The following is a 13,442-nucleotide window of genomic DNA, read 5'->3' as shown; positions in this document are numbered from 1 at the left end:
ATCAGATCCAGTCGAGGTCGTTGAAGCCGCGGTTGGCGTAGCCGCCCTTCTCCCAGGACGAGCCCTCGTAGCCGAGCAGCGGCCAGACCGCCTTGTTGTCGTAGAGGCTCGTTACCATCTCGCCGCGCACCTTCTCGAAGAAGGGCGTGGTCTCGATGGCCTTGAGCAGCGCCACGCGGTCGGCCTCGTCCTGCAGCTGGGCATAGGGTTTGCCGTGCTTGCGCTGCGCGGCCGCGTCGAGTTCGCGTATGCCTTGCTGCAGCAGCGTGCGGACCGCCTTGTCCCTGGCGGCGGCCTGATCGAGTGGGGCGATGGCCTGCACGTAGTAGCGGTCGGCGAAGCGGTCGTGCGGAAAGATGTCGCGCGCCATCACCAGCAGCGTGCGCGCGGTGGGCGTGCCGAGCGCCTTCAGATCGGTGACCAGCGCCTCGCGGGCCGGCTTGGCCAATGCGCCGGGCGAGACTACCGCGACGCCGATGGCGGCCAGTCCCGTGCCGCGCAGAAAGCCGCGCCGGGTCACCGGCTGGGTCTTGGCCACGATGCGCATGCCGGCCGCGGGCGCGGCGGCATCCGCTTGCTGGATGTCGTCTTGCATTTGTCGTCTCCTTCGGTGGGATATCGGTATCGTTGTTTGGCGTCGCGCTAGCCCGGCGGCGCTGCGGCACCGCGCGGCCGCATCGGCGCGCGGACGGAACCGCGCGGCATGACGTCGTGATCGTTGGCCGCCACGCTGCCGAGCACGTCGGTCAGCATGTGGTGCAGGCGATCGGCCAGCACCTCGGCGATCACCGGCGCGCCGAGCTCGGTCTCGCACGAGGTGGTGCGGTTGGCGAGCGCGTCGCCCAGCCCGGCCGGTTGCCCCAGCGCTTCGCACAGCAGGCGCCAGTCGGGCGGCGCGATCAGCGTGCCCGAGGTCAGCAGCACGCCGGTGCGCCGGCGCAGCTGCGCAAGGCCGACGATCTTGCGCGCGTCCACCACGACCTCCCACGGCGACAGGCCGCCATAGCAGGCCCAGGTCAGCGCCGCATCGGGCTGGTGGCAGCGCGCCTGCTCGGGCGGCAGCGCGAACGCCGCGATGCCCATGTCGCGCAGCAGGCCCGCATGCAGCACGCCGAGCCATCGATAGCTGCCTATCGGTCCGCTCGACAGCAACGCGTGGTCGGGCGGCAGCACGATCGAGGCGGACAGCATCCAGGGTCCGGTCAGCACCGCGCCGCCGCCGGAACCGCGCACCACCGCGCGGTCCGCCAACGCGGTGCGCTCGTGCAGCGCCCGCTGCGAGCAGCCGAACACCACACCGGGCGCGCGATAGGTCCACAGCCGCAGGCGCGGTTCGGTGACCGGCTCGGCCAGCTGCCGCGCGTTCCAGGCCTGCTCGGCGTGCGGCGTTGCGGTGACGAGGGTCGGGGCGGGCGCGGCCATCACAGCTCTTCCGCGGATTCGAGGCGCCGCTTCAGGTCGCCGAGAAACGCCGCGGCGGGGTAGCCGTCGACGGCGCGATGGTCGAACACCAGATGCAGGCCCATCATCGGCGCGATGCTGATCCAGTCGTCCTTGACCACCGCACGGCGGATCACGCGCGTGACGCCGAGAATCGCCGCCTGCGGCGCGTGCAGGATCGGCGTGAAGCGCTCGACCTCGGTCATGCCCAGATTGCTGATGGTGAAGGTGCCGCGCTGGTAGGCCCCCGCGCCGAGCGTGCCGCTGCGCGCACCCTCGGCCAGCGTGCGGGCCTCCCGGGCGATCTCCTCGACCGACTTGCGGTCGACCTCGCGCAGCACCGGCACCACCAGCCCGTCGTCGAGACTGACCGCGAGCCCGATATTGACGTCGGGCATCAGCTCGATCTCCTTGTCGGTGACGCGCGCGTTCAGCCGCGGATGGGCCCGCAGCGTCAGCGCGGCGGCACGCAGCAGATAGGCGGTCAGCGTGACCTTGACGCTGTCGCCCAGCTCGGCCTGCAGCTTCGCGCGCCGCCCTTCGACCGCACTGACATCGACTTCGAGCGAATGCGCGACGCGCGGGATCTGCCAGCCGGCCGTCATGCCGCGCGCGATCGCGCCGCGCATGCCGGTCAGGGGAATGGTCTGCCGCGCGGCAGTGGCCGCTGCGGCGCCGTTGTCCGCTGCCACCGTCAGTGAGGCTTCGGCCATGATCTACTCCTCGATGCGCGCCAGCACGGCACCGCGCGCGAAGGTGTCCTGCGACTGCACCAGGATCTCGGCGATGCGGCCGGCCACCGGCGCGACGATTTCGTGCGTGGTCTTTACCAGCTCGGCGACCACCAGCGTCTGCCCTTCGGCGACGCTGTCGCCGACATTGACCTGCCAGTCCTGCAACAGGGCCTCGGTGCCTTCCTCGACATCGGCCCACACGTCGTCTGCCATCGTTACGTCGGTCATGCTGCTTCTCTCTTTGCTTCTCGCTTCAGTTCGGGGGTGGATTGCATCAGCGTGCGGACGCTGGCGGCGATCGTGTCCACTTGCGGGATCACGAAGTTCTCGAGGGGACGGCTGAAGGGAATCGGCACGTCGGGCACGGCCAGGCGCCGCACCGGGGCCTTCATCGACAGCGTGTCCAGATGCTCGGCCACGATCGCGGCGATCTCGCCGGACAGGCCGTAGCTCAGATAGTCCTCGTCGGCGATCAGCAGGCGGCCGGTCTTCGCCACCGACTCCAGCACGGTCTGCTTGTCCAGCGGCACCAGCGTCCGCAGGTCGACCACTTCGACGTCGATGCCTTCCTGCGCCAGCCGCTCGGCGGCCAGCACGGACTTCTGCACCATCTGGCTCAACGTGACGATGGTCACGTCGCAGCCCTCGCGCACCACGCGGGCCTTGCCGAACGGGATCGTGTAGGCCTCGGTGGGGACTGCCGTGGTGCTGCCTTCGAAGTACGACATCCACGACAGGCCCATGATCCCCTTGTGGTAGCAGAACACCACCGGGTTGTCGTCGCGGATCGCCTCGATCATCAGGCCCTTGGCGTCGTAGGCGTTGGATGGCACCACCACTTTCATGCCGGGCATATGCGCGAAGGTGCTGTACAGGCATTGCGAGTGCTGGGCGGCGTCGTTGTAGCCGCCGCCGATGCCGGTCATCACCACGGCCGGCAGCTTGACGCGGCCGCCGGACATGTACGTATTCTTGGCCAGATGGTTGTAGATCTGGTCGAAGCAGACGCCGAAGAAGTCGACGAACATCAGCTCGGCGATCGGGCGCAGCCCTTCGGCGGCGGCGCCGATGGCCGCGCCCATGAAGGCGGTCTCGGAGATCGGCGTGTCCATGATCCGCTCGGGGCCGAAGCGGTCGAGCAGCCCGGTGGTGGCGCTGAAAATGCCGCCGTACTTGCCGATGTCCTCGCCCATCACGAAGACGCTCGGGTCGCGCTCCATCTCCTGGCCGATGGCCTCGGCGATGGCCTGCGCCATGGTCAGCTTGCGCGCGGACTGCGTCGCCACGGCGGCTGGGTTGGTGTCGTTGGGTTGCATCTGGTTGTCTCCTGGTCCTGTCATTGCGGGCAGCGTGCGATTCCGTGCGATTGGCGCGGTTGGCGCCGTCACGCGAACACGTGCTGCAGCGCTTCTTCCGGGGCGGGGTAGGGGCTTTCGCGGCCGAACGCATAGGCCGCATCGACGCGGGCGATGACCTGCTTGCGCAGCGCGGCATCGGCGTCGTCGTCGAGCAGGCCCTGTTCGCGCAACTGCTTGCCCAGCCGGTCGATCGGATCGTTCTGGCGCAGCGTCTGCGCCTCGTTCTTCGGCCGGTAGGTTTCGGGATCGCCCTGGAAGTGGCCCAGATAGCGGTCGGTCTTGACCTCGATCAGCGTGGGGCCTTCGCCGCGCCGCGCCCGCGCGACCGCGACGCCGGCCGCGCGGAACACGGCGACCGCATCGTTGGTATCCACCAGTACGCCGGGAATCCCGTAGCCGGCGGCGCGGACCGCATTGCTGTCGACCGACGTCGAAGCCGACTTCTCGACCGAGATGCCATATTTGTTGTCCTCGCAGACGAACAGCACCGGCAGCTTCCACAGCGCTGCCAGATTCAGCGCCTCATGGAAGGCGCCCTGGTTGGCCGCGCCTTCGCCGAAGAAGGCGATTGCGACCCAGTCCTTGCCGAGCTTGCGCGCGGCCAGCGCGGCGCCGCAGGCCTGCGGTGCGCCCGCGCCGACGATGCCGCTGCAAGAGAATTTGGTCTCGGGGTGGAACAGATGCATGTGGCCGCCCTTGCCGCGGCCCAGGCCCGTGACCTTGCCGAACATCTCGGCGGTCATCTCGTTCAGCGGCACGCCCTTGGCGATCGCGAAGTGGTGCGGGCGGTGGGCGCCGACCACGGTGTCCTCGGTGCGCAGATGCGCGCAGACGCCGACCGCCACCGGTTCCTGGCCGGCGGCCAGGTGCATTTCGCCGGGCACCGGGCCGGCACCGATATCGAAGGCCAGACCCTTCTGGATCTTGGGCGGCAGCTTGCCCTCGAGATACACCTTCGCCATCGTCTCCTCGTAATGGCGAATCTCGACCATCTTTTCGTACATCCACAGCAACTGGTCCGTGGTCGGTTCCATCGTCGTGTCTCCTGTTTCTTTCGCTTGGCGTGACGCCCGTGTCCGCGTTGGGGAGCGCGGGCGCGGCGGGCGCCGCGGCTGCGATGTCATTGCAAGCGCGATGCCAGTGCGGGAAACAGGGGGATGGCGGTGGGCCGTCCAGGCTCGGTCGGAGGCCGCAAAGCCTTGTGTGGCGCGGCTTTGCGGCGGATCGGGGAGGGTGGATCAGGGTCGGTGCGGGATGCTCGGAGCCTGCGCGATGGCCCCCGGCACGTCGCGCTGCCGTCGCGCCATGCGACAGGTGTCGCGTTCTCAATGCGACAGGTGTCGCAGCGAGAGGCGACGGCTGGAGAGCCACTGATGCGAGAGAAGAAGGGCGACTGAGGGGCGAGGGCAGCCGAGCGACTGCGGCATTCAGGCGAAGGGCTCCCCTCTCCCGCTCGCGGGAGAGGGGTGGGGGAGAGGGCAGAGGGCAGGACTACGCGATTGACGTAAGGACTGGCTTAATGGCGTAACGTCATGGCGAGCGCTTCAGAATGGCGTGCGCGGGTTCCCTCTCCCCCAGCCCCTCTCCCGCAGGCGGGAGAGGGGAGCAGCACCGCAGGCAGTCGCAGGCGCCACCATGCGACTCACGCTTGCAAGCTTCGTATCGCCGTGCGCAGCGGCATCGCGATCTCTGCCGCGCGCGATTCGACGCGGTGGATCGGCCCGGCGACCGACACGCCGTAGACCACGCCGCCCAGTGTGACCGGCACGGCGACGGCGCCCAGGTCGGACAACGACTCGCCGAAGTTCTGCGCCCAGCCGCGTTCACGCGAGATTTCGAGCTCGGCTTCCAGCGCCTGCCGCGAACCCAGCGTGCGCGGGGTCAGCGGCGCGAACGAGGCGCGCGCCAGCAGCGCGTCGCGGTCGGCGGCCGGCAGCGTCGACAGGATCGCGCGGCCGATCGAATTGGTATGCGCCTGGCGCAGCTCGCCTGCCGTGGCGATGTAGCGCACCGGGTTGCTCGACTCGACCACATCGAGGTAGACCACGCGGCCGTCTTCCTGCAGCTTGCCGAAGATCACGGTCTCGCCGGTCTCGTCGCGCAGCGATTCGAGCACCGGTTGCACCCGCTCGAGCAGCGGGTCGTTGGCGGCGATCCGTTGCGCGATCGCCAGCAGCCGGCCGGTCGGGTAGTAGCCCTGGCGCCGTCCGGTCTCGTACAGATAGCCCAGCGCCGCCAGCGTGCGGATCAACCCCAGGCAACTCGACATCGGCGCGCCCAGCAGTTTGGCCAGCTCGGTCAGCGTCAGCGAGCGGCCTTCCCGCGCGTAGATTTCCATGATCTCGACCACGCGCAGCGCGGTCTTGACGTTGGCGCTCGCGGCTTTTTCGGCGGCCTTCTCGGCGGCCCTCTCTGCGGGTTCCGGGGCGGGCTCCACGGCGGTCATCTGCTTGTTCCTGTCGGCCTGTTGATCGGAGGCTTGCTGCGCAAGGCCGACAGTGTAAGGCCTTGCCTGGCCGGGCCGCGCTCTGTGTCGATGCTAGGCCGGATCGTTTGCCGCGTCCGCTGCGGCCTCCATGCCGCGCTTCGGCAGCGGCGCCGGCCAGTGCCGGATATTGCCCGGCGTGCGCGAAAAGCGCGTCGGAATGCCGACCGCGCGCAGCTCGCCCTCGGTCGGGTGCGCGTACTCGAACACCATGCCGGTCGCGCGCAGGTGCGGGTCGTCGAGCACGCTGTCGAACCGGGGCACCTCGCTGTGCGGAATGTCGGCATCGCGGAGCAGGTCCAGCCATTGCGCGGTGGTCCTGGTCAGCACGATGTCGGCCAGCGTTTCGTACAACGCGTCGATATGGGCGCTGCGGCCCGCGGGCGTGGCATAGCGCGGATCGGCCGCCAACTCGGGGCGCCCTGCCACCGCGAAGAAGCGGGCCCACTGCGCGCTGGTGTACGGCAACAGCGCCAGATAGCCGTCGGCGGTCCGGTAGGGCTTGCGGTGAGGGGACATCACGCGCCCATAGCCCGCGTCGCCCAGCGGCGGCACGAAGGTGCGGCCGGCCAGCTGCTCGACCGCCAGAAACGACACCAGCGTCTCGAACATCGGCACCTCGATCGCCTGGCCCTGTCCGGAACGCTCGCGTTCGTAGAGTGCCATCGGAATCGCGTAGGCGACCGTCAGGCCAGCCACCTTGTCGGCCAGGATCGTGTTGACGTAGCGCGGGCCCTGGTCGCCGTTCGCGCCCTGGAACTGCGCCAGGCCGCTGCGTGCCTGGATGATGTCGTCGAATGCCGGCTGCCCGGCATAGGGACCGTCCTCGGCATAGCCGTAGGCGCCGCAGTAGATCAGCCGCGGATGGTCGGCGCGCAGCGACGCGTAGTCCAGGCCCAGCTTGCGCAGCGACGCCGGGCGGACGTTGGAGACGAACACATCCGCCTCGGCGATCAGGCGCTTCAGCGCCGCCAGGTCGTCCGGGCGCTTCAGGTCCAGCACCACAAAGCGCTTGTTGCGGTTCAGGTTCAGGAAGGCCGCGCCCATGGTCGGATGCCGCGCCGGCTCGGCATGGCGGAAGACGTCCCCGTCCGGCGATTCGACCTTGATCACCTGCGCGCCCATGTCGCCCAGGATCTGCGTGGCGTACGGGCCCATGCCGACCGAGGTCATGTCGACCACGCGCACGCCGGCCAGCGGGCCGGTGGCGGCCGCTTCCGGCGCGTCCCATGGCGAATTTGTCATGCCGCGATCCATTGCGTGAAGTCCTCCGCCGTTCAGTACGATTTCGGCAGACCGAGCACGCGCTCGGCGATGAAGCACTGGATCAGCTGCGGACTGACCGGCGCAATGCGCGGGATATAGGACTCGCGCAGCAGCCGCTCGACGCGGTATTCGCGCGAATAGCCCATGCCGCCGAGCGTCAGGATCGCGGTCTGGCAGGCGTTGTGTCCCGCTTCGGCGGCCAGGTATTTCGCCGTGTTGGCTTCGGCGCCGCAGGGCAGGCCCGCGTCGTAGCGCGCCGCCGCCTTCATCACCATCAGGTTGGCCGCTTCCAGCTGCATCCATGCCTGCGCCAGCGGGTGCTGCACGCCCTGGTTCGCGCCGATGGGCCGGCCGAACACCACGCGATCCTTCGCGTATTGCGTGGCGATCGCCAGCGCCGCGCGGCCGAGGCCGACTGCCTCGGCGGCGATCAGGATGCGCTCGGGATTGAGCCCATGCAGGATGTACTCGAAGCCTCGTCCTTCCTCGCCGATCAGGTCTTCCTGCGGCACGAACAGCTCGTCGATGAACAGCATGTTCGAGTCGACCGCGGCGCGGCCCATCTTGTCGATCTCACGGACCTCGATGCGGTTGCGATCCAGCGCGGTGTAGAACAGCGACAGGCCCTCGGTCGGCTTGCCGACCGATTCCAGCGTCTGCGTGCGCGCCAGCAGCAGCATGCGGTCGGCGACCTGCGCGGTCGAGATCCAGATCTTGCGGCCGCTGATCAGATAGCCGCCGTCGACCTTGCGCGCGAATGTCTTCAGCCGTGTGGTGTCGAGCCCCGCATCGGGCTCGGTCACGGCAAAGCACGCCTTCTCGCGGCCGGCGATCAGGGGCGGCAGAAAACGCGCCTGCTGCTCCGGCGAGCCGAACACGACGACCGGGTTCAGGCCGAACACGTTCATATGGACCGCCGACGCACCGCTCATGCCGGCACCCGACTCGGAGATCGCCTGCATCACCAGCGCCGCTTCGAGGATGCCGAGGCCGGCGCCGCCGAGCGCTTCCGGCATCGCCACGCCGAGCCATCCGCCCTCGCACATCGCCTGGTGGAAATCGTGCGGGAAGGTGTGATCGCGGTCGAGCCGGTCCCAATATTCCATGTCGAAGCGGGAGCAGACCGTACGTACCGCTTCGACAATGGCGGTCTGCTGGTCCGAGAGTTCGAAATTCACGTCGCTGTCCTCGTGTTGCGGGGGTGGTGCGGAGATGCGGGGGCGTTCGGCCGAGCCTGCGTGCCGGTCATTCGGGCTGGATGCCCGCGTCCTTGACCAGCTTCGACCATTTGCGCAGCTCCGCCGTGACGAAGGCGCCGAGCTCGGCCGGCGTGCTGCCGAATGGCTCGAAGCCGAAGGCGTAGTACTGCGCGGCGTGCTGCTTGTTGGAGACGATGGCCACCAGTTCGCGATTGAGCCGCTCGACCACCGGCGGCGGCGTGCCGGCCGGCGCGAACACACCGTTCCACGACGTGATATCGAAGCCCTTGAGCTCGGGGACGCTGGCCAGCGGCGGCACGTCGGGCAGCAATTCGCTGCGCTGTGCGGTGGTCACGCCGAGCGCGCGCAGCTTGCCAGCCTTGACGTTGGCGATGCCGGCGGCGAAGTCGACGAACATCAGCTGGATCTGGCCGCCGATCACGTCGGTCATGGCCGGCGGCGTGCTCTTGTAGGGGACGTGCAGCATATTGAGGCCTGCCATGCGCGCCAGCGTCGCGCCCGCGACGATGCCGGTGCTGTTGCCGCTGCCATAGGACAGACCCGGATGCGACTTCGCGTAGGCGATGAACTCCGGCAACGTCTTGACCGGCAGCGATGGGCTGACGACCAGCATGAACGGCAGGTTGCCCATGCGCGCGACCGGCGTGAAGTCCTTGACCGGGTCGTAGCGCAGCTGCTTCATCAGCGACGGGTTGGCCGAGTGCGTGGTGTTGGTCGTCATGAACAGCGTGTAGCCGTCCGGCGCGGCCTTGGCCACGTATTCGGCCGCGATGGTGCCGTTCGCCCCCGGCTTGTTTTCGACCAGCACCGACTGGCCCAGCGATTCGCCGAGGGGTTTCGCCGTCAAGCGCGCGACGGCATCGGTGCCGCTGCCGGCTGCGAACGGCACCACCAGCCTGATGGGCTTGGAGGGGTACGTGTCGGCCAGCGCTGCGGGCGCGGCCAACGTCAGCGTCAACGTCAACGTCAGCCCCAGGGCCGCCGCAGTGCCGCCCAATAGTCGGCCCAAGCCCTGCCTGGTCAGCATGTTCATCGTCTGTCTCCTCGTTTTGGTGGGATGGCCCGACTGGCGCGGGCTCAAGGGTTGGCGCGGCTCAGTCGGGCCGCACCACGCGTTCGGGCGATTCCTCGTACGGCGGCGAATAGATGACCAATACCTTGACCGGCTCGTCGCTGATCACCGTGAACACATGCATCTCGTCGGCGGGAAAGAAGCAGCAATCGCCCGGACCGAGTTCGCGGCGCTGCCCGCCGACTTCCGCCAGGGCGCGGCCTTCGAGGAGGTAGCAGACCTGCTCGATGCCGGGATGCGCGTGCGGCAGCGCGCCCTTGCCCTTTTCGATGGTGCCGTGCACCACCTCCAGATGACGGGCGCCGACCGTTTCCGGCCCGATCAGGCGGCGGTTCAGGGTGCCGACGTGGTTGGCCGGGTGATAACCCGGGACGTCGTCGAGCGATACGAAATAGGTCGGGCGGTCTGACACGGTAGCCTCGGGGTGACGGTGAAATTCAGAATGATGAAGTGCAGTTTATATTCGTGAATTACGCGGTCAAGCGATTTGTGCCCGGTTTCGGGTTTACGCCAAGACACCGAGGGGCGAGCGCCAGCGCTTGACGCGTCGGCCAGCCGGAAGGCAGGCGGCGTCCAGCCGACACTTCGGGAAACGGGGGAAGGGGAGAAGGGGGCGGGCAGCGGCGGGGGGCTTCTCTGGGGCCGCCCGCCGCACCCTGGACGGCGTTATGCCGAGGCGGAGGGATTGGCGCCGGAGACGGCGCCTTGCTCGACCATGGCCAGCAGCATCTGCAGCTTCGGCAGTTCCACCGGCTTGACGATATGGAAGTGGAAGCCCGCGGCCTTGGTCTCGGCCCGGTCGCTCGGCTGACCGAAACCCGTCATCGCGGCGAACACGGTGCCGGTCCAGCCGGACATGCTCTTCAATCCGCGCAGCAGCGCGAAGCCGTCCACCACCGGCATCGCGATATCGATCAGCGCCAGCTGCGGCACGAAGCTGTCGGCGATCTCGATGGCACCCTCGGCGTCGTAGGCGATATGCACCTCATGTCCCATCGCCTGCAGCAGCATGCCGAGGCTGTCCGCCGAATCGCGATTGTCGTCCACCACCATCACGCGCAGCGCGCCTGCCGGCGCGGGCACCGCAGCGTCGCGCTTCTCTTCCGCGGCGTCCAGGCCAAGCGGGAGCCGGATCGTAAACGTCGCGCCCATGCCCTCGCCAGGGCTGCTGGCGCGGATGGAGCCGCCATGCAGTTCGATCAGCGACCGGCACAGCGACAGGCCAATGCCCAGGCCGCCATCGTCGGACACCTTGCCGTGCTTGTGCTGGACGAACAGGTCGAAGATGGTTTCGATCTCGCTGGCCGGAATGCCGATGCCCTCGTCGATGACGCGCAGCTCCACCGCCTGATACTGCCGGTCGCACTCGATCGCGATGCGGCCGCCCGGCGGGGAAAACTTCGAGGCGTTCAGCAACAGGTTCTGCAGCACCTGGATCAGACGGGTCGGATCCGCGCGCATCGCGATCGGGCTGGGCACCTGCAGATCGAGCTGCTGCCGCCGACGCTCCAGCGCTGGCTTGGCAGCTTCCGCCGCGCGCGAGACGATGTCCCCGAGCTCGACCCGGCTGTATTGCAGCTCGACCTTGCCCGAGGTGATGCGGCCCATGTCGAGCAGATCGTCGACCAGGCGCGTCATATGGGACAGCTGCCGGTCCAGCACGCTCTGGCAGTGGCGCAGCGTCGCGCTGTCGCGCGGCGCCCGCTGGTCGCCCGAGCCCAGCGTCTCCAGCCGCATCAGATTGACCGCATTGCGCATCGGCGCGAGCGGATTGCGCAGTTCGTGCGACAGCGTGGCCAGGAACTCGCTCATGCGGCGGCTGGACTGCTCCAGCTCTTCGAGCCGCTTGCGTTCGGTCATGTCGCGCGTGACCTTGGCAAAGCCCTGCAGCACGTTCTGTTCGTCGAACATCGCCGTGATGACGACGTTGGCCCAGAACAGCGTGCCGTCCTTGCGCACGCGCCAGCCTTCGTCCTCGAAACGGCCATCCTGCGCGGCGCGGCCGAGCTCGTAAGTCGGCCATCCGCGGGCGACGGCCTCTGGCGTATAGAAGACCGAGAAATGCTTGCCGATGATCTCGTGGGCGGCGTAGCCCTTGATCTTCGCCACGCCGCGATTCCAGCTGGTGATATTGCCGGACACGTCGAGCGTGAAGATCGCGTAGTCCTGAATGGCTTCGACCAGGGCCCGATATTTGGCTTCCAGCTGCTTGGGCGTATTGTCCACGTCGGCTGAAGATTCCGTACCGGGCGCCGGTTCGCTGGGGTAATTCATGTTGCGCTCCGGGGCTGGGATGACGCAAAGGATACCGCCAGCGGGAATATGGGGCGAGAAAAACCGCAGGCGGCACGAGACCGCCTGCGGTGGTTGGCCGGCGCATCGACCGCGCCGGCAAGGCAGCGATGGCGCTTTTCGGTGGTCAGGCCGCCCGTGCGGCGGGCCTGCCGGCGTCCGCCTCGGCACTCTCCCGATAGAGGCTGGAGGCCCGCTGCACCAGGGCGCTCAGGCTCGGCGTCATCGGCTTGAGTTCCATCCGCTCGGCGGCCAGCGCGCACGCCAGGTTGGCCCTGCCACCGCGCAATGCCGCCTCGATCAGCGTCAGGTTCAGGATGTCGCGCTGCGCATGGCTGCCGCCGAAGCGATGCGCGATCAGCCGGACCGGCATCAGCAGCTCGATCGCATGGTCGTAGTCGCAGGCCTCGAAGGCATACAGCGCCTCGATCACCGGCAGGCCGACCTCGCGCGTCATCGCCGCGTTGGTGCCCGATCCCGCCGCCGCCCGTCGCATGTTCGCCATCAGCCGGCTGAAAGACGCCGGGCGGTCGTCGCCGAGATAGGCGATGCCCGCGTGCACGTCGTTGAAGGCGTACGTCCCCTCCGCGCCGCGCGCCTCGCAGGTATCGGCCAGTTCGGCCCAGCGCGCGCCCACGTCGATGCCGCGCAGCTGCAGCCGCCACAGCATCGCGGTGGCGTCGACCAGCTCGAGCGCGACCGCCGACCGTGCGGCGCGGATGCGCTCGTCGTACAGCGCCAGCACCTGGTCGGCATGGCCGAGCTCGAGATGGAATAGCGCCAGATGCCACCAGTTATGGACGGCCATCATGTTGTCGGTCGCCCAGTCGTCGGTGCGCGACTGCAGCCAGCCGATGCCCTGATCCGGCCGGCCCTGCATCTCCATCACGTGCGCAACCGCATGAATCGCCCACGGATCGCGCGGGTCGAGCTCCAGCGCGAAGCGCCCGCGTTCCTCGGCCTGTTCGTACAGATGGGTCTCCTCGAGGCCGAAGGCATGCATGCCCAGCACATGACTGAAGCCCGGCACACGCGCATTCCAGTTCGGCAGCACCTGGGCAATGCGATCGCGCAGCATGCTCGACTGGCCGAGCAGGAAGTCGGTGATATGGGCGACCTGCAGCGCCAGCGCATCGCGCGGGTAATCGATCACGATGTCGCCGTACAGCTGATTGGCGCGCGCGAATTCGCCTTCGAGCCAGGCGCGCGCGGCGGCGATGTGCCGGCGTTCGCGCTCGTTGGCGATGCCGTGCAGCGCCTCGGCGGCCTCGACGGTCTGCCGGAGCATCGGCGCGACCGTGCCATCGCCGGCGGTGATCAGCAGTCCCGCGCGTAGTGCGTGCCCCATCACGAATTCGGGGTCCTCAGCGAGGGTCTCGTCGATCATCGTCAGCGGATCGCCGTAGTAGCCCTGCAACAGTTCGAGAGCGGCTTCGAAGCGCTCCATCGAACGGCTGTTGCCCGTCGAAACCTGCAGGTGGCGGGAATCGGTGTGTGCCATGGAAGTCATCCTTGTTTCTAATGCGCAAATCCAGCAGCCCGGTGGTCTTGTCGCTGTCTGCGCCGCATCGTGCG

Annotated in this window: 13 protein-coding genes; all 13 read right to left on the bottom strand. The window is 68.3% G+C overall.

What is annotated here, in order from left to right; translation table 11 throughout:
* Position 1: 1 nt before the first annotated feature.
* The gene (locus J5T34_RS16395) at positions 2–595 is read right to left on the bottom strand and encodes a gluconate 2-dehydrogenase subunit 3 family protein (RefSeq protein ID WP_208580794.1); all 594 of its coding nucleotides are present in this window, start codon (positions 593–595) and stop codon (positions 2–4) included.
* Between the two features lie 47 nt (positions 596–642).
* Positions 643–1,422 (bottom strand): lipoate--protein ligase family protein, encoded by a 780-nt coding sequence (locus tag J5T34_RS16390; protein ID WP_208580792.1) that lies wholly within the window; start codon positions 1,420–1,422, stop codon positions 643–645.
* Complete coding sequence (locus J5T34_RS16385; protein ID WP_208580790.1) at positions 1,422–2,153, bottom strand: dihydrolipoamide acetyltransferase family protein; 732 nt, start codon at positions 2,151–2,153, stop codon at positions 1,422–1,424. Before J5T34_RS16385 ends, J5T34_RS16390 begins: the two co-directional genes overlap by 1 nt.
* Before the next feature lie 3 nt (positions 2,154–2,156).
* Positions 2,157–2,402: a lipoyl domain-containing protein gene (locus J5T34_RS16380; RefSeq protein WP_006578478.1), complete on the bottom strand. Its 246-nt coding sequence runs from the start codon at positions 2,400–2,402 to the stop codon at positions 2,157–2,159.
* Entirely contained in the window at positions 2,399–3,490 is a 1,092-nt protein-coding gene (locus J5T34_RS16375; protein WP_208580788.1) for an alpha-ketoacid dehydrogenase subunit beta, read from the bottom strand. The genes J5T34_RS16380 and J5T34_RS16375 overlap by 4 nt, the downstream gene beginning before the upstream one ends.
* 68 nt (positions 3,491–3,558) lie before the next feature.
* Positions 3,559–4,566: a thiamine pyrophosphate-dependent dehydrogenase E1 component subunit alpha gene (locus tag J5T34_RS16370; RefSeq protein WP_208580787.1), complete on the bottom strand. Its 1,008-nt coding sequence runs from the start codon at positions 4,564–4,566 to the stop codon at positions 3,559–3,561.
* 608 nt (positions 4,567–5,174) lie between these two features.
* Positions 5,175–5,978, bottom strand: coding sequence for an IclR family transcriptional regulator (locus tag J5T34_RS16365; protein ID WP_208580785.1), 804 nt, complete (start codon positions 5,976–5,978; stop codon positions 5,175–5,177).
* Positions 5,979–6,071: 93 nt separating this feature from the next.
* Positions 6,072–7,262 (bottom strand): CaiB/BaiF CoA transferase family protein, encoded by a 1,191-nt coding sequence (locus J5T34_RS16360; RefSeq protein WP_208580783.1) that lies wholly within the window; start codon positions 7,260–7,262, stop codon positions 6,072–6,074.
* Positions 7,263–7,294: 32 nt separating this feature from the next.
* The gene (locus J5T34_RS16355; protein WP_208580781.1) at positions 7,295–8,461 is read right to left on the bottom strand and encodes an acyl-CoA dehydrogenase family protein; all 1,167 of its coding nucleotides are present in this window, start codon (positions 8,459–8,461) and stop codon (positions 7,295–7,297) included.
* A 67-nt stretch (positions 8,462–8,528) separates the two neighbouring features.
* On the bottom strand, positions 8,529–9,536 hold the full coding sequence (locus tag J5T34_RS16350) for a Bug family tripartite tricarboxylate transporter substrate binding protein (protein ID WP_432207675.1): 1,008 nt from the start codon (positions 9,534–9,536) through the stop codon (positions 8,529–8,531).
* 61 nt (positions 9,537–9,597) lie between these two features.
* Positions 9,598–9,987, bottom strand: a complete 390-nt coding sequence (locus J5T34_RS16345) for a cupin domain-containing protein (protein WP_208580779.1) — start codon at positions 9,985–9,987, stop codon at positions 9,598–9,600.
* A 254-nt stretch (positions 9,988–10,241) separates the two neighbouring features.
* The gene (locus J5T34_RS16340; RefSeq protein ID WP_208580777.1) at positions 10,242–11,849 is read right to left on the bottom strand and encodes a hybrid sensor histidine kinase/response regulator; all 1,608 of its coding nucleotides are present in this window, start codon (positions 11,847–11,849) and stop codon (positions 10,242–10,244) included.
* 145 nt (positions 11,850–11,994) lie between these two features.
* Complete coding sequence (locus J5T34_RS16335; RefSeq protein ID WP_208580775.1) at positions 11,995–13,368, bottom strand: tetratricopeptide repeat protein; 1,374 nt, start codon at positions 13,366–13,368, stop codon at positions 11,995–11,997.
* Positions 13,369–13,442: the final 74 nt, after the last annotated feature.

Source organism: Cupriavidus gilardii (assembly GCF_017598945.1).
Lineage (GTDB): Bacteria > Pseudomonadota > Gammaproteobacteria > Burkholderiales > Burkholderiaceae > Cupriavidus > Cupriavidus gilardii_E.
Note: the sequence above shows the minus strand (reverse complement) of the source record. Positions and strands in the feature narration are given on the sequence as shown.